This is a genomic window from Pantoea sp. X-Soil-YNGN-844, from assembly GCF_059730595.1.
The window spans coordinates 598,399-620,267 of the sequence record NZ_AP036007.1 but is presented as its reverse complement, the minus strand read 5'-3'; the positions used below and the strand labels follow the sequence as shown (position 1 = coordinate 620,267).

20 protein-coding genes are annotated in these 21,869 nt (G+C 56.3%); 13 read left to right on the top strand and 7 right to left on the bottom strand.

Annotated features, from left to right (window positions below):
- Positions 1-66: 66 nt before the first annotated feature.
- The 3 genes from AC6I8C_RS02690 (at position 67) to AC6I8C_RS02680 (ending at position 2,702) form a co-directional block, all read left to right on the top strand.
- Positions 67-1,164, top strand: coding sequence for a diguanylate cyclase (locus AC6I8C_RS02690; protein ID WP_013356680.1), 1,098 nt, complete (start codon positions 67-69; stop codon positions 1,162-1,164).
- A gap of 184 nt (positions 1,165-1,348) precedes the next feature.
- On the top strand, positions 1,349-2,143 hold the full coding sequence (gene fhuF, locus AC6I8C_RS02685) for a siderophore-iron reductase FhuF (RefSeq protein WP_497821545.1): 795 nt from the start codon (positions 1,349-1,351) through the stop codon (positions 2,141-2,143).
- 94 nt (positions 2,144-2,237) lie between these two features.
- A complete protein-coding gene (locus AC6I8C_RS02680; RefSeq protein ID WP_013356678.1) occupies positions 2,238-2,702 on the top strand; it encodes a YbaK/EbsC family protein in 465 nt (154 codons plus the stop codon).
- Positions 2,703-2,851: 149 nt separating this feature from the next.
- Here the strand turns inward: AC6I8C_RS02680 and AC6I8C_RS02675 are convergent, their stop codons facing one another.
- The 3 genes from AC6I8C_RS02675 to AC6I8C_RS02665 all read right to left on the bottom strand — a co-directional run bounded on the left by AC6I8C_RS02675 (position 2,852) and on the right by AC6I8C_RS02665 (position 6,348).
- Positions 2,852-3,838, bottom strand: coding sequence for a nucleoside hydrolase (locus tag AC6I8C_RS02675; RefSeq protein ID WP_033731425.1), 987 nt, complete (start codon positions 3,836-3,838; stop codon positions 2,852-2,854).
- An 11-nt stretch (positions 3,839-3,849) separates the two neighbouring features.
- Positions 3,850-4,872 carry a LacI family DNA-binding transcriptional regulator gene (locus tag AC6I8C_RS02670; RefSeq protein WP_497821544.1) on the bottom strand — a complete coding sequence of 341 codons (1,023 nt, stop codon included), beginning with the start codon at positions 4,870-4,872 and terminating at the stop codon, positions 3,850-3,852.
- 87 nt (positions 4,873-4,959) lie between these two features.
- Positions 4,960-6,348, bottom strand: a complete 1,389-nt coding sequence (locus AC6I8C_RS02665; protein WP_497821543.1) for an MFS transporter — start codon at positions 6,346-6,348, stop codon at positions 4,960-4,962.
- A 580-nt stretch (positions 6,349-6,928) separates the two neighbouring features.
- Here AC6I8C_RS02665 and AC6I8C_RS02660 point away from each other — a divergent pair.
- A complete protein-coding gene (locus tag AC6I8C_RS02660) occupies positions 6,929-7,483 on the top strand; it encodes a histidine phosphatase family protein (protein ID WP_497821542.1) in 555 nt (184 codons plus the stop codon).
- Here AC6I8C_RS02660 and AC6I8C_RS02655 read toward each other — a convergent pair.
- A complete protein-coding gene (locus AC6I8C_RS02655; RefSeq protein ID WP_497821541.1) occupies positions 7,465-8,430 on the bottom strand; it encodes a beta-propeller fold lactonase family protein in 966 nt (321 codons plus the stop codon). The two genes, AC6I8C_RS02660 and AC6I8C_RS02655, sit on opposite strands and share 19 nt — an antisense overlap.
- Positions 8,431-8,934: 504 nt before the next feature.
- On the opposite strand from AC6I8C_RS02655, the gene AC6I8C_RS02650 reads away from it, so the two are divergent.
- Positions 8,935-9,948 (top strand): glycosyltransferase family 32 protein, encoded by a 1,014-nt coding sequence (locus AC6I8C_RS02650; protein ID WP_497821540.1) that lies wholly within the window; start codon positions 8,935-8,937, stop codon positions 9,946-9,948.
- On the opposite strand, the gene AC6I8C_RS02645 is transcribed toward AC6I8C_RS02650, so the two are convergent.
- Positions 9,925-10,842, bottom strand: a complete 918-nt coding sequence (locus tag AC6I8C_RS02645; RefSeq protein WP_497821539.1) for a LysR family transcriptional regulator — start codon at positions 10,840-10,842, stop codon at positions 9,925-9,927. The genes AC6I8C_RS02650 and AC6I8C_RS02645 overlap by 24 nt on opposite strands.
- A 102-nt stretch (positions 10,843-10,944) precedes the next feature.
- Between AC6I8C_RS02645 and AC6I8C_RS02640 the strand changes: the two genes are divergently transcribed.
- From AC6I8C_RS02640 to AC6I8C_RS02630, 3 genes are all read left to right on the top strand, one after another.
- Positions 10,945-11,334 carry a tautomerase family protein gene (locus tag AC6I8C_RS02640; RefSeq protein WP_497821538.1) on the top strand — a complete coding sequence of 130 codons (390 nt, stop codon included), beginning with the start codon at positions 10,945-10,947 and terminating at the stop codon, positions 11,332-11,334.
- Between the two features lie 209 nt (positions 11,335-11,543).
- A complete protein-coding gene (opgB, locus tag AC6I8C_RS02635; RefSeq protein ID WP_497821537.1) occupies positions 11,544-13,835 on the top strand; it encodes a phosphatidylglycerol--membrane-oligosaccharide glycerophosphotransferase in 2,292 nt (763 codons plus the stop codon).
- Positions 13,836-14,054: 219 nt separating this feature from the next.
- Entirely contained in the window at positions 14,055-14,726 is a 672-nt protein-coding gene (locus AC6I8C_RS02630) for a hypothetical protein (RefSeq protein ID WP_497821536.1), read from the top strand.
- A 13-nt stretch (positions 14,727-14,739) separates the two neighbouring features.
- On the opposite strand, the gene AC6I8C_RS02625 is transcribed toward AC6I8C_RS02630, so the two are convergent.
- Positions 14,740-15,453 (bottom strand): GNAT family N-acetyltransferase, encoded by a 714-nt coding sequence (locus AC6I8C_RS02625; RefSeq protein ID WP_497821535.1) that lies wholly within the window; start codon positions 15,451-15,453, stop codon positions 14,740-14,742.
- A gap of 100 nt (positions 15,454-15,553) precedes the next feature.
- Here AC6I8C_RS02625 and pdxR point away from each other — a divergent pair, with 100 nt between their 5' ends.
- Positions 15,554-17,002, top strand: coding sequence for a MocR-like pyridoxine biosynthesis transcription factor PdxR (gene pdxR / locus AC6I8C_RS02620; protein WP_497823299.1), 1,449 nt, complete (start codon positions 15,554-15,556; stop codon positions 17,000-17,002).
- Between the two features lie 5 nt (positions 17,003-17,007).
- Here pdxR and AC6I8C_RS02615 read toward each other — a convergent pair whose 3' ends face one another.
- Complete coding sequence (locus AC6I8C_RS02615; protein WP_497821534.1) at positions 17,008-18,093, bottom strand: LacI family DNA-binding transcriptional regulator; 1,086 nt, start codon at positions 18,091-18,093, stop codon at positions 17,008-17,010.
- A gap of 193 nt (positions 18,094-18,286) precedes the next feature.
- Here AC6I8C_RS02615 and AC6I8C_RS02610 point away from each other — a divergent pair, with 193 nt between their 5' ends.
- The 4 genes from AC6I8C_RS02610 to AC6I8C_RS02595 all read left to right on the top strand — a co-directional run bounded on the left by AC6I8C_RS02610 (position 18,287) and on the right by AC6I8C_RS02595 (position 21,844).
- Entirely contained in the window at positions 18,287-19,099 is an 813-nt protein-coding gene (locus tag AC6I8C_RS02610; protein ID WP_497821533.1) for an ABC transporter substrate-binding protein, read from the top strand.
- A gap of 61 nt (positions 19,100-19,160) precedes the next feature.
- Positions 19,161-19,967, top strand: a complete 807-nt coding sequence (locus AC6I8C_RS02605) for an amino acid ABC transporter permease (RefSeq protein WP_497821532.1) — start codon at positions 19,161-19,163, stop codon at positions 19,965-19,967.
- Positions 19,960-20,712 carry an amino acid ABC transporter ATP-binding protein gene (locus AC6I8C_RS02600; protein WP_033731403.1) on the top strand — a complete coding sequence of 251 codons (753 nt, stop codon included), beginning with the start codon at positions 19,960-19,962 and terminating at the stop codon, positions 20,710-20,712. Before AC6I8C_RS02605 ends, AC6I8C_RS02600 begins: the two co-directional genes overlap by 8 nt.
- 19 nt (positions 20,713-20,731) lie before the next feature.
- Positions 20,732-21,844, top strand: a complete 1,113-nt coding sequence (locus tag AC6I8C_RS02595) for an NAD(P)/FAD-dependent oxidoreductase (RefSeq protein ID WP_497821531.1) — start codon at positions 20,732-20,734, stop codon at positions 21,842-21,844.
- The last annotated feature ends 25 nt before the right edge of the window (positions 21,845-21,869 follow it).

Sequence of the window (21,869 nt, the reverse complement as noted above, 5' to 3'; positions counted from 1 at the left end):
TCTCTGGCAGAATCTTTTTTTGCCGGCTTGCGCTTTGGTATTTCAGGGCCGTCACGAGTATTTATAATGAAATTACAATCATATGAAGAACTGAAACAGAGTAAATACCGGCTTTCAGTGATGCTTTTTCTCTTTTTAAATATCGCCGTTTCGCTATTTTATCTGCTGCCTGTAATGAGCAATGAGACCAATGACGCGACATTGCCGGTAATTTGTGTCGCTGCGTTTAGTGGCATCATGTTAATTACCTATTTAATATGGCCCAGACTAAAACTTCCCCTGTTAAATCCTGTGGCACTCCTGCTGGGCATGCTCTGGGCCTGGCACATTAATTATCGCTTTCATCAGGTGTTCTATTTTGATGGTGGCTTTCTTATTATCAGTTTGATCAGTGTGTTATTTATCAGTGCTATCGCCCTGAGCGATTATCTGGGTGCATTTTGTCTGCACGTCGCGCCGCCGGTCTTCACCGTATTACTGCTCGACAATGGACAGCATCTGCCGCTGATCCTGCTGACCATCATCCTGCCTCTGATCGGTTTCTCCCTGCAGCATCTGATGCGCCGCCGTGCCGACAACTTTACCCTGCGCCTGATGCATCAGCTCTATGAAGAGAAAGAGACATTCAGTGACCTCAGCATGCTCGATCCGCTGACCGGACTCTATAACCGCCGCGGCCTAAAGAACCGGCTCGATAATATTCTGGAAAACCACGCCGGCAGCCACTACGTGCTGCTGCTGGATATCGACCACTTCAAGGCCTACAACGATAATTATGGGCATGCGATGGGCGATCAGGCACTGGCGCGGGTCTCTGTCGCGATTCGTGATGCAGTGCGTTCGCGCGATGTCGTCACCCGCTACGGCGGCGAAGAGTTTCTGGTGCTGATGACCAATGTGAACAGTTCGATCGCCATGAAGCTGGCAGAGCGAATTCGCCAGTATGTGCTGGATTTAGAAATCCCTCACCTTTTCAATGAGACCGTTTCCACTCACGTGACTATCAGTGCGGGCATCGCGCCCATTTATGATAATGAGTTCGATCTGGCGGTCGCCAATGCGGACAGCGCGTTATATGTGGCTAAAAATCAGGGTCGCAATACCATTCTCGCCTGGGAAGATTTGCCCCGACAGCAGCCTCAGACCTCCAGCGAACATGCCTGAGTAAGCATAACGCGGTCGTTGCTGACCGGAACAGTGGCGAGCGATGTGCTGCTCTATCTGGCCTGATGACCACTCTCAACCCCCGCCGTTTTCCCGCCAGCAGCGACGAATTTTTACACGACTTGTAGAGTTAATCAATAACGATTATCATTTGCTTTCTTATCTACACTTTCTGCGAGTCGTCATGGCAACTGCTTCAGCTCAGGAACAGCGTTTTAGCGCTCAGTCGATGATCTTCCGGCAGAATGACCGCCCGCTGGCGGAAAGTCTGCATGAGCGGCTGCAGCAACAGCGCAGCTATCTGCTTGAATCGACGAAGTTCAGCCAGTCTGCTCCGCGCGATACGCTGACGCTTGCCGACTGGTCGGAATCAGAGGCCTTTGCCCCGCTCATCCAGCGCTATAGCGATTATCTCTATCGCGATCATCCTGATGCCGTTCGTGAAGCGAAACCGGTGCTGTCACTCTGGGCACAGTGGTATTTTGGCCTGCTGCTGCCTCCGCTCATCATGGCGTTATTGCAGGAGTCACGTGCGCTGGACTGCTCGCCTGAGCATATTCGCGTCGGATTTCATGAGAATGGCCATCCGGCCACGTTCTGGATCGATGTGCAGGAAGATGAAGAAGCGCGCTATCTTAATTCGCTGCAGCGCATTGATCGGCTGATTCAGCAGCATCTGATCCCGGTGGTCAAGGGTATTACGCAGCATGGTGATATCAACGCCCGACTCATCTGGAACAACATGGGCTACTCATTCCAGTGGTTCCTGGGTGAGCTGAAAAGCCAGATCGATGAGGCGCTGATCCTGCAACTGGAGCAGGCGCTGTTCTTCAACCAGCGGCTGCTGGATGGCAGCGAAAACCCACTTTACCGCACCATGATCCCGCGCAACGGCGAACTGGTCCGTCGCAGCTGCTGCCAGCGTTATCGCATCCCTGATGTCGAACAATGCGGCAACTGCACCCTGAGCGGCAGCTAAACAGACTTAATTACAGCGAATTCTCCGTTTATCTCGTTTACAGGCACTGAGGCTTGTGGCAATTTTTACGCCTTCGATCAGCCTGGAGAGAAAGATGAGTCTGGAGTCCGTGCGCCAGTTCTTTGCCGAACACGCCCCTGAAATTGAAATTATTGAGCTGGCAGAAAGCACTGCAACGGTCGGGATGGCTGCACGCGCCCATGGCGTGACGCCAGGAGAGATTGCCAAGACCCTGTCACTGAAAGTGAAAAACGACGTGGTGCTGATTGTGACACGCGGCGATGCCCGACTGGATAATCGCAAGCTGAAAGCGGCTCTGGGCGCGAAAGCGCGGATGCTGAGCGTCGACGAGGTGATTAACTGGACCGGCCACCCGGTGGGCGGCGTCTGTCCGTTCGGTCTGGAGAATCCGCTGACCGTCTACTGTGATGTTTCACTGCGCAGCTTCGAAGAAGTCCTGCCCGCCGCTGGCGCTATCCACAGCGCCGTCCGCATCTCGCCACAGCAGATGGCTGAACTGACTAACGCCCGCTGGATCGACGTGTGCGAAGCGATTTAACGCTTTGCATCGGCTCACAAACCCTGCATTTCTGCCTGCGCCCGAATGCTGCTGACAACCTGACAGATTTTATCAGCCGATGATAATCACCGCCCCATCATGGCAGTTAATCACGCGCAGTAAGCGGGCGCAGTTAATCGCCCATGACTTCAGGATGTCAGGCGCTTAAATGCCTGTTCGATGATCGACAACAGCAGCGTGTTATCGACGCTATGCAGCACATGCACCGATGCGCCGCAGTGATCAGGCACACCGACAGTGAGCCGAAGCGGCTGACGATAACGCCAGCTTTTGCCACGCGTCGCACCGGGACGCAGTTCGATATCAACCCGGTAATCGATGCCCGAGGCGACTCGCTGATTCAGCAACCAGGCGACCACCAGCGCATCGTGGATCCAGCATCCTGCCAGCTGACGGGTTTCCATTGAATAGTCGATCCACGGGCGCAGCGTGTCGCGTACAAATTCGGTCAGCGGATGATCGGCCGCGGTGAGACGTGTCAGATCCTGCTGGGTCAGCAGCGTCTGCGTGGTGACATCCATCGGCACCAGTGTTACCGCAGCACCGCTGTGCAACACCTGATGCGCCGCCTCGGGATCCAGACCAAAATTGGTGTCTTTGATGTAATCATCCAGCGAGAAGACGCCGCCCATGATCACAATTTCCGCCACCGATTCTGCCATGGCGGGATAGCGCTGCATCGCCAGCGCCACATTCGTCAGCGGACCAATTGCTACCAGCGTAATCTCGCCCGGATTGTCGCAAATCAGTTTGCCGATAGCGTCAGCCGCATCAAACGCATCCGCCGCAACATTGGCTGGCTGACGCACATCCTGCCAGAGTTTTCCCAGCGCAAGCTGATTGACCCGATGGTCCAGCGTCTCGCGCCATGGCGCAGGATCTTCCTGTAACGCCTGCGTCGCGCCCTGTACGACCGGGATAGATAATCCCAGCCGGACGATCAGATCTTTGGCAACGCGTGCACCCACGTCACATGGCGTGTTACCCGCTACGGTGGTGATCAATTCCAGCGACAGGGCTGGTGAAGCTAAGGCCAGCGCAATCGCCAGCCCATCATCGGTGTTGGCACCCGCGATACCATTGCCGGGATCGCAATCAATAATGATTCTTTTCATATTTTTATAGTTTAACTCTGACTTTGCGGCTGACAGCCGCAGGATTCACCAATTTCAAGATAGTGTGGAAACTCCTTTAATTGCGCTTCACTCTGCCCCTCTTTCAGCATCTGAATCGCAGAGCGTGCCATCTCACGCAGTGGCTGGCGCACGGTCGTTAATGTCGGGACATGAAACGACGAGTGATCGGTCCCGTTAAAGCAGACCAGTGCCACATCCTGCGGCACGCGAATGTGATGTTCGGAAAAGGCGCGAAGCGCGCCAATCGCCTGACCTTCATTGCTGGTAAACAACGCACGAGGCACACAGCCGCGGGCGATCATGGTTTGTGCCGCCTCGTAGCCGCCCTGTGGGGTGTAGTTGGCGGGGAACATCAGCGACTCATCTATCGGCAGGCCACGATCGTGCATGGCATCGCGCCAGCCCTGAATACGATCCTGTGCGTTGAGCATATCGACCGGGCCGCTAATGATCCCCACCTGCTGATAACCGTGACTCAACAGATGTGCCGTCACCTGCCACGCGGCCTGACGCTCATTGACCCGCAGCATGTTCACGCCCGGCTGAGGCTCAACCCGCTCCAGCATCACCAGCGGCGTTCCGCTGGCTTTAATCAGGTCAATGTAAGGATGGCGATCGACGCTGTTGTAAAACAGTCCATCGACCTGCCGGTTGAGCAGCCCCTGAATTAACTCCAGTTCGCGTTTGCGATCGTCACCGGCATCACCCAGCAGCATGACGTGACCGTGGTTCATCGACTCCTGCAACAACACGTGCGCCATTGACGCCACGAAGGGGTTGCCGATGTTGGGCACCACCAGCCCAAACGTTTTGGTGTTACCGGAGGCCAGCGCGCGTGCTGCTGCATTGGGCCGGTAACCGGTGGCTTTAATCGCCTCCAGTACCCGCTGACGGGTCGCCTCAGCGACCGGACGAGGCCCGTTATTAATGACATAACTGACGACTGCCACTGAGGTGCCTGCCGCTTTCGCAACTTCACTGCGGGTCACTTTTCCCGTTAACGACTTAGGCACATCACGTTCCTCCATAAAAAAAACAGGCCGCTTTACACGGCCTGCTGTTTATAGCTCTCTCCTGGCAGACGGCACCTTCAGGTAAATCTAGATGGCATCTTCAGGCAGATTGAGATTCCGCCCTCGCGTCTCAGGAGCGACAAAAGTGGTAAAGAATCCAATGGCGGCCATTACCGAGAAGTAGACCGCAATCGGCCACCAGTGACCGGTATAAGAGAGCATAGCAGCAGCAATAAGCGGCGCCGTGCCGCCGGATAAAATCGAGCCAAGCTCTTTGGCCACCGCCATTTTGGTGTAGCGATGTTGAACGCCGAACATTTCCACGCCCCATGCCGCCTGCACCCCATAAATACCCAGTGACGCCAGCGCCATACCGACCACGATAATCGGGATCACCAGCATCGGTTCACGCGTGTCCAGCAGCGTAAAGGCGGGCCAGGCGTAGATCATCAGTAACAGGCAGAAGACGCGATAAACGATCCGGCGACCAAAACGATCAGAGAGCCAGCCCGCAAACGGAATAATCAGGAAGCCCAGCAGTGAGGCAAGGAACACCGCCGTCGTCGGTACGGACTTATCCACCATCAGCACCTTCGCGACATAACCCACCATGAAGCCCTGAGCCAGATAAGAAGGGCCATTTTCGCCGATGCGCAAACCTATCATGGTCCAGAAAGCGCGAGTACGCTGGAAGAAAGGACGCGAGTCCACGACTGTCGCGGCCAGTACGCCTGCACGTTCCGCTTCCATCTCCGCTTTCCTGCGCTCAAATACTGGCGTTTCACGCAGGTGACGTCGAATCCACAGCGCAACAAGGGCAATCAGCGCACTGCTGAGGAAGGGAATACGCCAGCCCCACTCCAGCAGGCTCTGCTGATCCATCTGCACTACCAGCAGCCAGACCAGCGAGGCCAGCAACGTACCGCTGTTAGACCCCAGAGCAATAACGGATGAAACCAGGCCACGACGCTTAACGGGCGCATATTCACCCAGCATCACCGTGCCGCCCGATAACTCTGCGCCCGCGCCGAAACCCTGGGTAAAGCGCAGCAGCACCAGACAGGCCGGAGCCCAGACACCAATCGCGGCATAGCTCGGTATTAAGCCGATAAAGGTGGTGGAAGTGCCCATCAGAATGATGGTGGAGATCATCACGACCTTTCGGCCTTTGCGGTCGCCCAGCCAGCCGAAAAAAAGTGCGCCGATAGGCCGGGCAACAAAGCCGACTGACCAGGTAGCAAAGCTGGAGAGCAGTGCCATCGCGGGAGTCGATTCCGGAAAGAAGACGTCGCCAAAGATGATACCGGCAGCCAGACCGTAGAGCGCGAAATCCGCGTACTCCATTGCCGTTCCGAGCCAGCATGAGAAAGTGGCGCGCCAGAAATCTTTGCGGCCTGAAGAAGTATTAAACCGCTCGTCGGCGGCTGAGGTGGAAGACAGTGATGCCTGCTGCTTAACGGAATTGTGTGCCGTCATAACCCTATCCCTGAATGAGTATGCAGATTGATAAACGCCCGTCCATGGGTCGATTCCCTGATGAAAGCGGAATTCCCCCGGTGGCGACGTTCAGTTGACTAACCATGATGAAAGGTTAAAGGATTCCCTGGTGTTGGAATCGTGTTCTTCGCCCCGTTTCGCCGATGTATTTTTCACCGGTCGCTTAAACTGAGCGAATGTAACTTAACAATCAATGGAGCCTACTGTGCATCGCACCGTGAGCAATCACTGGGGACCTAGTTTATCTACGCGCGTAGATAAATCAAGAGATCCTGGCGCAAATTGTTAGTAAAACTTCACTATCACATTGCGTCATCACACATTTTCAGCGCAAATTCAGCCAGTTAACTCCACTATATCGCACAATAAAAAATCACTTTGCGCGGTAAGTTAGCATTTTCTCTAATCATTAAGCGTTATAAGCGGGGCTAAAATCCTTTCATCGGGTTCTGTTGTCGCACACCCGGATTACCTGCAGATGACACTTCATCTTTATTCTGAAAAATCGCTGCAAGCGCAGACAATGCGTTACCCTGAAAAAAAGCCTGACAGAGGTGTTATGACCATTATTCTGATGCGACACGGTAAACCTGACCACCAGGCAGCGGGTCGCCAGAGCGTGCAGGCACTGGCAGACTGGTGCGAAGCTTACGATCAGTCCGGAGTCAGTGACGGGCCGCCACCGCGCAGTATTAAGATTGCCCGTCAGGCCGCAATTATTGTCTGCAGTCCCCTGCCCCGCGCACAATCTTCTCTGAGCCAGCTTGGCCTGCATCCTCATGAGATTGATGCGCTCTACAGCGAAGTCGCCGTACCGCTGTTGCGAACGGGGGATTTTCAACTGCCGACAATCTGCTGGCTGGCCTTACTGCGGCTGTTGTGGTTATGCGGTTATGCGGGTGAAGCGGAGTCGCTGCAACATGCGCGCAGCCGGGCCTCGGCGGCGGCAGAAAAACTGATCGAGCATTCACAGCGTGGCACGGTGCTGCTGCTGGGCCACGGCATCATGAACAAGATGATTGCGCGAGAATTACGTAAACGCGGCTGGCAGGCAGAGAAACATGCCAGCAGCCGCCACTGGAGTTCTGCGATCTATCATCGTCCGTTTATCTGACCCATCGGAAAATAGCCCAGTACCTCACAGCCCGTTCCGACACGCGGTGTGGCAATCACGTTACGCTGCGCCAGATCGATCACGCTCAGCGTGCCGTCATCCTGATTCGCAATCAGCAGCTGTTGCCTGTCTGGCGTGAAGCAGCCATCCATCGGCATGTTGCCCACGCTGATATCGCCCAGCGGATTCAGCAGGTCATCAAACAGCGTTACCAGCGGTTCCTGATCGCCAATCGCCACCAGCTGTTCGCCATCGGCGCTGAAGCGAACCACCTGGCAGGGCTGCTGATGACCCGGCAGCGTAATGCGCTGGCGAATACGGTGGCTCTGTCGGTCGATCACATAGAGCAACGGCGCATCTGCTGCGCTGGCGACCAGATAAGGGTGTTTTGGTGAGGCGGCGATACCCGCAATCGGGCCCGGCAGCAGAATCGTATCAATCACCCGTCCCTCTGCTTCACAGAGATCCACGACGGTGATGGTCGCATCCTCTTCGTTATCGGTGAACAGTTTGCGGCCGCTGGGTGACAGCGTCAGGCGATGCGCGTTGTGAGAAGGAATCGGGATGATCTTTTCCACTTTGTCGGTCTGCGGATCGATTACGGCTACGGCGGCGCTCTGCTCACAGCAGAGATAGACTTTGCCATCGCGGCCCAGTTGCCCGCTGTGTGGTGCTCGCAACGGCGACAGATCGATAAAGCCGCTGATCTCGCGACGCTGCAAATCAATGATCGCCACTTTGTGACCCGGATGCGGGTTATTGCCATGAACGCCGTCACCATAGATGGGCACATACGCTTTACCCCAGGGTGCCAGCATCAGGAGTTCATGCGGCCGCGGTGGAAAAGCGTTCAGCTCGCGCTCGACCGCGAAGGTTTCCGGGTTAAGAAACAGGACGCGATTGCCCTGCTTATCAACCGCCAGTAAACCATAGGATTCACTCTGCATGCGCGCTCCTTTCTCAGTAAGTTCTTCTTAAGCGTAGACAATCCTCTTCAGGCTGTCCGATTCCGCACATTGTTGAGCCGGGCTTACGCCACACGTTAAGCGCAATATTCACTGTTTCAGAGGTCCGGGCCCTGAGAGAAGCCAAAGGCTTAACATAATATTCAGACATTCCTTAGTTATGCGTTCCGCCACATTTAAATAACTGATTAACCGTGGCGATATTATTATTCCATTAAGGTGACCGGATTATTTCCGTATTATCCTAAAGTCAAAAAAAGACATAGCTAATGTGTAAATAATGTTTTATTAAAAAGGTGCAGTGCAATTAAAAAGCCGTGAGGAAACTATCGCGCGCTCCCGCACTGCGTCGCCACCAGGGAAAACTATTCATTAATTTCCGCGCTCATCGGGATTGCACTCAGTATGCAATGCCGCCCGTTCACGCTTCAGGCGCAACGGGCAGAGCCAGCACTATAGCGGGAAAATAAAAATAACAGGTGTACCATGACTTCACATCGCCAACGTCCAGCGCATAAACTCTGGCGTAACTGGAAAAGAATATCGTTCAGTAGCCAGATGTTATGGAATAAGAAACAGCAGAGCCTCTGTCAGGCACCGGAATATGATCCGGGACAGGAAGATAATGTCGTATTGATTGCTCAGCAGAAACATCTGCCCGAGATTCCAAAGATTGTCTGGATGGTCTGGCATAACGATCAGCTGCCGACATCAATGGCGCTGAATATCAGTAAAATCCGGCGGGATAACCCCGATCACCAGGTTTATCTGGTCACGCAGCGCACTCTGTCGCAGTGGCTGCCCGAACTCAGCTTTATCTCTTCCGATCTGACGCTGGCACATAAAAGTGAAATCATCCGGCTTGAGCTGATTCACCGCTATGGCGGTATCGGCATCGACTGCAGCACCCTGCTGTTTGAAAATCTTGCCTGGGTACATCGCGTTCACCATGCGCGACCAATGGATCTCATCGGCTACTATCGCGAGCAATCAACGCTGAACCTGCTTGCGCCGGTCACAGAGAGCTGGTTTATTGCCGCACCGCCGCAGAATGCCTTTATTCGCGAATGGCTGAAACAGCTGGCACCGGTTAAAAACGTCGGTATCCGCAACTATTTCCATGAGCTGAAGAAGCGTGATGATTTTCCGCTGATTGTACAAAATGTAGATAATCCGTCACGTCAGCTCCTGTCGCTGGCGCAGCAGGTGGCGATGCGCGAATACCGGCGGGCTAATCTTTATCTGCGTAAAGGGGAAGCCAGCGCCTGGTACTATCAGCGCCTGCATGCCGACAGCAGCACCGCCTTTGCGCAGTCTGTGATGTTTCAGCAGCGGCCAGAGACGCCACCACCGATTATCAAATTAACCGGCAACGAGCGACTGCATCTCGACTTCAATCTGCGGCTGGGTTTGTATAACCGCAGCAGCCTGATTGGCGAGATGATGCATACATCATCATCAGCGCTGGCATTGCCATCAACGGTCAAAGCGCGCGCGTAGCCACTGCGTAAAAGTGGTGACCGCGCGGGGCACCTGCGCCGCCCAGGGCCGGACGATCCACAGGCGGGCGGCAAAGGCCTCTACCGGCTGCCACTCAGGTAACACCTGCTGCAAAGAGCCTGCGGCCAGCGCTTCACGGGCGCTGAAGTCGGGCAGCATCGCGATTCCCAGTCCCTGCAGAGCGGCATCACGTATCGACTCACTGTTGTTAGTGGCAAAGCTGCCCTGAATCCGCACCTGCACCTCTTCGCCATCCGCTGCGGTTACAAACCGCCAGCGCGGTGATTCAACACCACGCGGATAGTAAAGGCAGTTATGCTGCATCAGATCCTGCGGCGTGTTCGGTATACCCTGTTGGTTAAGATAGGCAGGTGAGGCCACCAGCACTGTCTGCGTATCACACAGCGGGAGCGCCACATGGGTTTCCGGCAGCGAGTCACTGTGCCGGATGGCCAGATCAAACCCCTCACTGCTCAGCGACACAATGCGGTCGGTCACATCCAGCTGCAGACGCACCTGCGGATAGTCACGCAGAAACTCACCAATAATCGGCACCAGCTGCTGCCGGGCAAACGCCACCGGCGCGGTAATACGCACCAGACCACGCACTGGCCCGGCGGTATCACGCACGCTAAAAAAACTCTGTTCGATGCGGGCAAAAGGCTCGCGCAACTCCTCTACCAGCTTCTCACCCGCCGATGTCAGTCGTACGCTGCGCGTGGTGCGCTGTACCAGCAGTACACCGGCTATCTGTTCCAGTTCTTTGATTTTCTGACTCATCGCAGCTTTGCTGACGTCCAGCCGCTCCGCCGCGCGGGTAAAGCTGCCCTGCTCAGCCAGTACGGTCAGCCAGTGAAGATGATCCCACAGCGTATCCGTTTTCATCTCTTTCATTGCGATTGTTCATTATGGTGAATAATCATTTCAGGCTACGCGCTTTTTCCCGCCGGATAAAGGGGTCACCATAGGTTCATTAATCACGATGAGGAATTCACTATGCCACTGCTGCAATTCGATGTTATTCAGGGTCGTTCAGAATCAGAACTGCGTACACTGCTGGATGCGGCGCACCGTGCCGTGCTGACAGCCTTTAAGGTGCCTGAACGGGATCGTTATCAGATTGTTCAGGAAAACAAGCGCTATCAGATGGTGTTTCAGGATACCGGCCTGGGATTCAGCCGCAGCGATAATCTGGTGATGGTGCGGGTTTATACCAGCCCACGCTGTCGTGAACAGAAGCAGCATTTTATGGCGGAGCTGGCGCGTGAGCTACGTGAGCACTGTGGCGTGCAGGGCAACGATTTAATGATCAGCTTTATTACCAACGACAAAGGTGACTGGAGTTTTGCCGACGGCGAAGCGCAATACCTCACCGGCAAACTCTGAAAAACGTCCTGACTTCTGCTCTGCTGACGGTGCGCCAGCCACCGTCACGCCTGAAAACCTCACTTCTGAACCAATCTGCTCTCCACCGCACAAATCGGGCTGGATATGTTGCAGCCGGATGACAGCCAATATAGATTGTCGAAAAACCATCCCCGAAGGTGGCCGGTTGCGTGAAGCCTCGTGCAACCCTGTAGAGAGAGGATTTACCGTTGTCCGAATTGGTCTCCGTCGCGCTGTTTCTGGCCGCTATTGCAATCTATTCCTGTAAAGCCGGGCGTAACAAATTCTGGTTTATTCTTGTTCTTATCCTGCTGGTGCTTTTCGTTGTCCTGAACGCCACCCTTTATGCCAGCAACTATTTTACCGGTGACGGCATCAACGATGCGGTGCTCTACACGCTGACTAACAGCCTGACCGGCGCGGGTGTCAGTAAATATGTGGTGCCAGCGATCGGGCTGATAATCGTGCTGTTTCTGCTATTCTGCCTGCTGTCGTGGATTCTGCGGCGGCGTAAGCGTCCGCATCACATGGGCTGGTCGCTGCTGGCGGCAGCCTGCGCGCTCGGCTCGGTGCAGACCACCCCGGCCTTTCGCCAGGTCGCAACGCTCATCGTGTCGCATACCCAGATGGCGGACTCTGACTTCGACAACTTCTATAAAGTGCCGCGTAATCGCATTGAACAGCCGCGTCTCAACGTGGTTTACATCTATGGTGAAAGCTTAGAGCGCACCTATTTCGACCCCATCGCCTTTCCTGGCCTGGCGCCTGAGCTGAGCCGGCAGAAAGAGCAGAGTATCGACTTCAGCGAAACCGAACAGTTACCCGGCACCGACTACACCATTGCAGGCATGGTCGCCTCACAGTGCGGCATTCCACTGTTTGCGCCGTTTGACGGTAATGCGTCGGCGTCGCTCTCCAGCTTCTATCCGCAAAACGTCTGTCTGGGCGACATCCTGAAAAACTCCGGCTACCAGAACTGGTTTATTCAGGGTGCCGATCTGCGTTTTGCCGGTAAAGATGTCTTCCTGAAATCGCACGGTTTCGACCCCGAAAATCTTTATGGTTCGCAGGAGCTGAAAAGCCGCGTTGCCGATCCTGCTTATCGCAATAACTGGGGTTATTACGACGATACGGTGCTGGATGAAGTCTTTGAGAAGTATCAGGAACTCTCGCAGGCCGGTAAACCTTTCGCGCTGTTTACACTGACCGTCGATACGCATCACCCGGACGGGTTTATCTCACGCAGCTGCGATCGCAGGAGCTACAGCATTGATGGCAAACCGAATCAGTCCTTCAGCGCGGTCGCCTGCTCGCAGGAACATGTGGCGCGGCTGATCACACGCATCAAAGCATCGCCGTGGTTTAAAAACACCGTGATTGTGGTGAGCTCCGATCATCTGGCCATGAACAACACGGCGCATCCGTGGCTGGTCAAACAGCCACGTCGCAATCTGTTCATGGTGATCCGGGGTGATAAACCGCAGGCGGAGCTGATGGAGGCGAAGCGCAGCACGCTGGATAATGGCGCGACGCTGCTGGATATTCTCGGCGGCGATAACGCGATTGGCCTGGGCCGCAGCAGCCTTTCCTCTCTTTCGCTCTCCACCCAGTTCGACGATATGAAGAGTAAGGTGGCGAGCTGGAAACCCGACATCATCCAGCTCTGGAACTTCCCGAAGAAGATAGACAGCTTCACGGTGGATCAGGCGAAGAATACGTTCAGCTTCTCAGGCACCACCTTTAAATTGCCGATTCTGTTCCGCATCAGCGATAAGCATGTTGAGCCGATGCCGGAAGGGGAATATTCGGCCCCGCTGCGCTATCAGCTGGCCGATTTCGCTTCAGCCGATAAATTTCTCTGGGTCGATCGCTGTTTTAAAATGGCGCGACTCTGGCAGCCTTCGCTGGCCCTTTCCGGCGATCTCTGTGTGGCGATGGGGCAGCTCGGCGGCACGCCAACCGTGACACATGTCGACAAACCGCAGTGGAAAGGCAAAGTGCAGTTCCCGGACGGCGCTGTCAGCGAGGCACGTTACCAGCAGAACCTGGCGCAGATCCGCATTGAAGATAACAACATTCGCTATAGCGCTGACAGCTTCCGGCTTGATGTACCTGGCGCGCCGGAAACGATTAAAAGCTTCAGCGGCATCTCACGGCCAGAGAGCTGGGGGCGCTGGTCAAACGCCAATCTCGCGCCAGAAGTGCATATCGATTATGTCGATGCACTCCCGGCTAAGTTTGATCTGGTCATTACCGCACGTGCATATGGCCCCAACGCACACCGCGCGATCCCGGTTCGGGTCGGCGATCAGCAGCAACTGCTGTCGCTGGGCGAAGAGATATCGACGCATACCCTGCATTTCGATAACCCAGGCGCCAGCCATCAGCTGGTGATTGCCCCCCCTGAGCCGCAGCTGAGTAACACCGGCAATATCACCGGCCAGGATCCGCGCAAACTGGGCATCGGCATGGTTGAAATTAAAATCGTACCCCAGCCTTAAGACCCGTTTTTTCTTCTCCCGCCGCTGCGGATTACCGCAGAGGCGCCTCATCCTATTTCCCGCGACATGTTGCGAGCCAGCCCGCACTTCGCTGCACGTTACCTGTTGTACTAATTGATATTTTTCGGCAAGGCGCGCAAAATATAATCGACTGAGTGGTGATACGCTTTTTGCCTGTCATGATGCGGTTATCGCCGAAGTACATAGGGAGGTGTCGTGATGACAAGCACAATGATGAGTACCCACAAAGCCTTTAAAGCGCTGCAACAGGCGGGGATCGACGATCAGCAAGCGGAGGCGATGGTGGAGGTTTTTACCGATATGCAGCAGAGGCAGCCAGGCGCACAGGTCGGGAAGCAGCTCGGTCAGATTCAGACCAAAGCCAATCATATTGACGTCCGGATCGGCCAGCTTCAGACAAAAGCTGAACAGACAGACGAGCGGCTCGGCAAACTTACGATAAAAGTGGATCTGATTGACGATCAACTTGGCAAACTTACGACCAAAGTCGACCAGATGGACAATCGACTCGGCAAGCTTACGACGAAAGTAGATCAGATTGACGAGCGGCTCGGGCATCTCACCACAAAGGTTAATCAGATCGACGAGCGGCTTGGGCATCTCACCATAAAAGTTAATCAGATCGACGAGCGGCTTGGCCATGTTGAAAGAAAAACCGACAAGCTGGCCATCCGTTTTAATCACCTGGATATCAAAGTGGATAAGATGGAAGGGATGCTCAGTGAAATGAATTTCCGATTAACGGGCGCTGTTGACAGCCTGAGAAATGACGTTGTGACACTGAGCACTGATATGCGCTGGATCAAACGGTTATCTATCCTCATGACCACCACCCTGCTGGCAGCGGTCCTGAAAGATATTTTACTTTAATCCCACTGCCCGGTCAGGGTCTGTCGCGCAGTGCTTCCAGCTTTTCACGCTGCTGGCCCTCAGCGGTAAAGTTTTCCTCTGCCAGCCAGCGCTGCAGGCCCTTTTTCACCTGCGGCCATTCGCTGTCGATAATCGAAAACCAGCTGGTGTCACGCGAACGCCCTTTATAGACGATTGCCTGACGGAACTCCCCTTCATAACGGAAACCGAGACGGGCCGCAGCCTTACGCGACGGGGCATTACAGCTGTCGCATTTCCATTCATAACGACGATAACCCAGCGTCTCAAACGCGTAACGCATCAGCAGAAAATGCGCTTCCGTTGCCATGCGGGTCTGCTTCAGCCTGGGCGAAAAAGCAACGTGTCCGACTTCCACTACGCCATGTTCAGGCTGGATGCGCATTAACGACAGACTGCCCACCGCCTGCTCGGTGGCGATATCGATCACCGCAAAATGCAGCGGGTCGCGACTGCCCTCCATCTGGCTGAAATAATCCTGCCACGCTTGCCTGTCAGCAAATGGTCCCATAAACATGTAAGTCCAGTCGCGTCCATCCTCAGCCAGCCCCCAGGCCTCAGACAGTGCATCACCATGCCGTGCTGCACTGAAAGGCTCCAGCCGACATGACTCGCCGGTGAAAACCTGATGCTGCGGTAAAGGACGGGATTGCCAGTCTGGTAAAGAGTGGCCGACCGGCTGTTCGAATTGATTCAGGTGTGGTGACATATCGCCTCCCGGCTGCAGATGATATCTGCAGATTGCCACTATCATGGTGGGTTAAAAAGTACCACAATCAGGAAAAATGATAGATCCACGGGACCCGACTATGAAGCCAGAGATCTCCCCTTTGCTGCTGGCACCATTGATACCCGCCGCCGGGACCACGCTGCAGCAGCAACTTTATCAGCGGATAAAACAGGGCATTTTGCAGGGTCAGCTTGCCGCTGGCGCGATGTTACCGGCTACACGGCAGCTGGCAGTTGAGCTGCAGGTATCGCGGAATACCGTGCTTAACGTCTGGACCCAGTTGCAGGCTGAGGGCTATCTGATGAGCGATCGACAGGGCAGCCGCGTCAGCTCACTGGCTTTGCCTGCCGGGCAGGCGGATGACGACACGCTAGCCAGCTGGCCGCTGGCAAAACGGATTGAGGCTTTTCACCAAAGCCAGTGGATCGACACCGGCTCATTGCCGCTGCGACCTGGCATACCCGCCCTGAATCATTTCCCGATGGCGGCCTGGCGCCGGGCGCTGAGTCAGGTAATGAGTCACCCGCCGCCGTCGCTGCTCGGCTATGGCGATCCCTTTGGTGAAGCAGAACTGCGTGCCGTACTGGCGCAACAGTTGCGTATCACGCGCGGTGTACGTTGTGACCCCGGACAGATTGTGATTACTGAAGGTGTGCAGCAGGCGTTAACGCTGTGCGTCGCCCTGCTGAGTAATCCGGCCGATCATGGCTGGATTGAAGAACCGGGTTATCGTAATGCCAAATCGGCTCTGCAGGCCGGAGAACTTAACGTTGTCCCGATCCGCACCGATAACCAGGGAATGGCCCCCGAGCCGGAACACTGGAAACAGGCTCCACCCCGTCTGATTTATACCACGCCTACCCATCAGTATCCCACCGGCGTCGTCATGAGCGCGGCCCGGCGTCTGGCGCTGATTGCAGCTGCGCAGCAGCACCAGGCCTGGATTATTGAAGATGATTATGATGGCGACTTCCATTACCACGGCGAACCTGTAATGGCGATGCAGGGCATGACTGATAATGCTCCGGTTATCTATCTCGGCTCATTCAGCAAGACGCTATTCCCCGCGCTGCGCATCGGTTTTATGGTGCTGCCCGCGCCGCTGGTCAGGCGTCTGCGACCGGCACTCCATCAAATCCTGCGCGGCGGAAACCGGCTGGAACAACAGGCGCTGGCGCGTTTTATTCTCAGTGGTGATTATCGCCGACATCTGGGCAAAATGCGTCGTCTATATCGTCAGCGACAGGCATGGCTACGCACCGAACTGCAGCGCGCTGCAGGTCAGGCGATTCCGTTGCTGGGTGGTAACAGCGGTATGCATCTGGTGCTGCCACTCGATCCTCATCGGGATGACGTTGCTATTACCCGCACACTGCTCCAGGCGGGCTACGCGCCCACGGCTCTCTCGACCTTCTGTCTGTGCGAACCGGTGCAGCAGGGGCTGGTTATTGGCTATGGTAATTGCAGCGACACGCAAATTACCGCAGCGACGCGCCAGCTAAGCCGCCTGCTCGGCTGGCCCGGATAACCTAATCATTCCGCGCTGACAAGGCCGGCTGGCGCAGCAATCGACTGGCGAATCATCAGGCGGGCATCAAAGCGCGGCATCGGCCCGACGGCTTCGCCGCGTATCTCCGAAATCAGGCGTCGTGCGGCTTCCCGGCCCATCTCATACACCGGTTGCGCCACTACAGTCAGCGGCGGCGTGACAATCTCACTCCACGGAAAATTGTCATACATCACAAAGGAGAGATCGGCAGGGATGCGCAGTCCGCGCTGCGTGACTTCCCGCAGCAGCCACATCGCGACCACGCTGTCTGAGGCCACCAGCGCCGTAGGCGGCTGCGGACGCTGCCACAGCTCAGCCACAATACGGGCAATCTCGGTTTCATCCAGCGCGTTCACTTTCACCAGCGTTGGATCAAATTCCACGCCCGCGGCAGCAAAGGCCTGCATCATGCCGCCAACGCGCTGGGCGACTGGCGTCAGGCCAAAATCGCCCGGCGTGCTGTAGTCGGTTGCCAGCGCCATGCTGGTGACATAGGCGATATGACGATGACCTGCCTCCAGCAACCGGGCGGTCGCCTGTTCAGCGACGTCAGCGAATTCGCAGCAGATCGCTTCCACATCAAGGTCAGTCACTGCGCGATCAAATAATTTCAGCGCTCTGCCCTCTTCCAGTACCTGCGTCAGATGGCTGTTGTGCTGGTGCTCTGAACAGCATGGCGCCACGATAATGCCGTCGACCTGCTTTTCCAGCATCACCCGCACTGCATCCTGCTCAGCCTGCAGTTTCTCATCGCTGTTACTGAGCAGCAGATGGTAACCCGCCGTGCGTGCCACATCGGCCATCCCGCGCAGCGCAAGACCAAAGTGAGGATTTTCGATATCACCGACAATCACACCGATGGTATTAGAACGCCCGGTATTCATGCTGCGGGCCAGTGCATTCGGACGGTAGCCCAGCGCAGAGGCTGCGCTACTGACCCGTTCCTGCACCTCATCACTGACCGCCCCATAGCCTCCCAGCGCACGCGCCGCCTGAGCTTTAGAGACGTTTGCTGCACGTGCCACATCCGCCACGGTAGGCGCTTTCGATTGTCGTTTCTGACTCGTCATAATTATTTTGAATCACAGGTTGATGACAGGAATATTGACGCCGAAAAAAGGCTGTGCTTAAACTCATTGTAACCCCTTGAGACCGGTCTCACAATGCCCACGTCTTAAGGTGCCACCTGCGTTGAGACCGGTCTCAATTATAATTGCTGGCTCAACAGTCTCTGATGTTTAAACCTGCAAAAACGGATGAGCTATGAAATCGCAAACCACCCTGGGCACACTGCTCGGCACCGCCCTCGCACTCTGTTCACTTTCGTTCTGTACGCTGGCTGCCAGCGATAATAATCCTTATGGGCTGATCGAACCCGGTCAGCTTCGCGTCGCCAGCGTCGGCGACTCCAAACCGTACACCTTCACGGATGCCAGCGGTCAGTTCACCGGCTTTGACGTCGAGTTCTTCCGGGATGTCGCCCACCGTATCGGGATCGATAAGGTCGATTTTATTGGTCAGGACTTCTCGGCGATCATGCCGGCCGTGGCTAACGGTCAGTATGATGCGGCGGTGGCGGCTATCGGCATCACGCCTGCGCGGAAAAAGACGGTCGATTTTTCGACGGGTTATCTGGCGGGATTTCTCACCGTTCTCACCCGCTCTGACAGCGGCGTGAAGGATGTCGCCAGCCTGGCAAAACACCGGCTCGGCGTCGTTCAGGGCACGCTGCAGGAGAGCTATGCCGTCGAACACTTCCCACAGACGGACCTGGTGCGCTTCCCGGATAACAACAGCGCCGTCTCCGCGCTCAACAACGGCACACTCGACGCCATCTTCCTGGACTACGAGGCGGCAAAAAGCTACGCCGAACGCTTCAAACTGGTCTCTGCCGCCGACATTCCCTCGTTTGATGCACCGGCTGGCATTGCCATAGCCAAAGGCAAACCCGCCTTTAAGGCCGCGCTGGACGGTGCCATCAAAGCCGCCATGCAGGATGGCACCTGGAAACGACTTTACGAGAAGTGGTTCCCCGGATCGCCGATGCCAAAACAGTATCTGCCTGGCGGGCAATAAAGAGGCGGACGTTCGCGTCCTGAGTTAACCGGGGGAAGCCCCGCCCTGCATGGAGACGGCGATGGACCTGCTCACGATTCTTTCCCGCACCTTCTTTGATTTTCCATCCATGATGGAAGTGCTGCCGCAGATGCTGACCACCGGGCTGGTCAACACGGTGATTATCTCGCTGGCAGCCACGCTGCTCGGCACGCTGTTTGGTCTGCTGCTGGCGCTGATGGGCATTTCGCCCTCACGCTGGCTGCGCCTGCCGGCCCGGCTCTATACTGATCTGTTTCGCGGGCTGCCTTCGATTCTGACCATTCTGCTGATTGGTCAGGGCCTGGCGCGTTTCAGCTATCAGCTGTTCGGTCCGACGCCCTATCCGCTGGGGATCTTCGCCCTCAGCCTGATCGCCAGCGCCTATATGGGCGAGATTTTTCGCGCCGGTATTCAGAGCGTGGAACGCGGCCAGATGGAGGCCTGCCGGGCGCTGGGAATGAGTTATGGCCGTGCAATGCGGCTGGTGGTGATCCCACAGGGGATCCGCCGCGTGCTGCCCGCCATTGTTAACCAGTTCATCGCCATCATCAAAGATTCCTCGCTGGTCTACCTGCTGGGCCTGATGACCCAGCAGCGGGAGCTGTTTCGCGTGGGTCAGGATGCGGCGGTGCTCACCGGCAACCTCTCGCCCCTGATGCTGGCCGGGCTGTTCTATCTGATCATCACCGTGCCGCTGACGCACATGGTCAACTATGTCGATGTGCGCTATCGCACCGGTCGCCGTCGCCTGGCGGCTCCGCAAAGCGGCTTAAAAGAGGTGGATGAAGTCAGAACGCCCGGCGTTTCACTGGTCACGCACCCCCGAATCGGAGGCACCCATGAATAACCTGAACGGCGCGAGCTGGCACGGTGCCAGCCTGGAGCTGCGCGATCTGACGCTGGCCTATGGCCCGATCGAGGTGCTGCGTAAGGTCTCGCTGCGGGTCGCGCCAGGCAGCACCACCTGCATTATCGGGCCATCCGGCTCGGGTAAATCGACGCTGCTGCGCGGCATCAACCGGCTGCATGAGCCGCAGTCCGGTGATGTCCTGCTGGCTGACCGATCGGTGCTGCACGACAAGCCTGATGCGCTACGGCTGCGGATTGGCATGGTATTTCAGCACTTCAATCTCTTCCCCGATCACAGCGCGCTGGAGAACGTGGCGCTGGCCCCGTGGCGGGTCAAAGGCCTCCCTAAAGCGCAGGCGATGGCGATTGCGCGTCAGCGGCTGGAAGAGGTGGGCCTGGGTCAGCGCGCCGATCACCGGCCACGCGATCTCTCCGGCGGCCAGCAGCAGCGGGTCGCGATTGCCCGTGCGCTGGCGATGGACCCCGAAGTCATGCTGTTTGACGAGGCGACCTCCGCACTCGATCCCGAACTGGTAAAAGGTGTCCTGACGCTGATGGCGGATCTCTGTCGTCGCGGCATGACGATGGTGGTGGTGACCCATGAAATGGGTTTTGCACGCAAAGTGGCAGATCAGGTGGTGTTTATGGACGAAGGCGAGATTGTTGAAGCCGGACCGCCGGGTGCCATTTTTGATGCACCGCAGTCGCCGCGACTGCAACGTTTTCTCTCTGAAGTGCTGTAACTGAGCAAGGAACCTGATAATGGCGTTAAAAACTGAATTGAAAGTGGTGGTACTGGGCGGTGGCGTGATCGGTGTCTCGACGGCGCTGGAACTGACCAAACGCGGTGCGGCGGTGACGCTGGTGACCGAAGCTGCGCTCTGTTCCGGCGCATCGGGACGTTCACTGTCGTGGCTCAACTCAGCGGGTGAGCGCTCCCTGCCCTATCACGCGCTGCGCATGGCGGGCATCGATCGCTATCGCACCCTGTTTGCTCAACATCCTGACCTCGACTGGCTGCGTTTTGATGGCGGGGTCTGCTGGTTTAAAGACGATGCAGCCGGAACCCAGGCGCGGCATGCCTATGAGAAAGCCCACGGCTACGACTCACAACTTATGACCGCGGATAACGTGGCGCAGGCAGATGCGGCCATCGATCCCGACGCACTGCCGTCGCAGGCGATATTCAATCCCGGTGAAGGCTGGGTCAGCCTGCCGCACCTGACCGATTATCTGGTGAATCAGTTCCGGGCGCGCGGGGGTGAAGTGATAGAGCACGCCGGTAAAGCCAGCGTGCTCACCGATCAGGGCCGCGCCTGTGGCATCCGCAGTGAACAGGGTGAACTGCGGGCAGATGCGGTGGTGGTCGCGTGCGGTCCCTGGACACCGGATGTGGTTGCACCGCTTGGCGTGACGATCCCCAACGGATCGCCGGTCTCCATGCTGGTCATCACCGAACCAGGCAGCCATGAGTTGAAATCGGTGCTGAACACGCCTCGCGCCGCCATCCGGCCCAACCCCGGTAACCGTTATGCGCTGGATCATGACTGGTACGAAGAGGATATCCGGCTGCTGCCCGGCGGTGAGTACCATATTGATGAGCAGGTCGTGGTAAAGCTGGCAGACGAAGCGAGCAGGCTGTTACGGGGTGACGAGCCGCTCAGCGTTCAGAGCTGGAAGATTGGCCTGAAGCCGATTCCGGGCGATGGCGATCCGGTGCTGGGCCAGTTGCAGAAGGTCCCCGGCTGTTATGTCGCGTTCACGCATTCGGGCGCAACGCTGGCGCTGATTGTCGGGGAATTACTGGCGGAGGAGATCGTAAGCGGTGAGAAGCACCCGATGCTGGCAGGCTTTAGTGCAGAGCGTTTCAGCTAAAAAAAGCCGGTCATCACGACCGGCT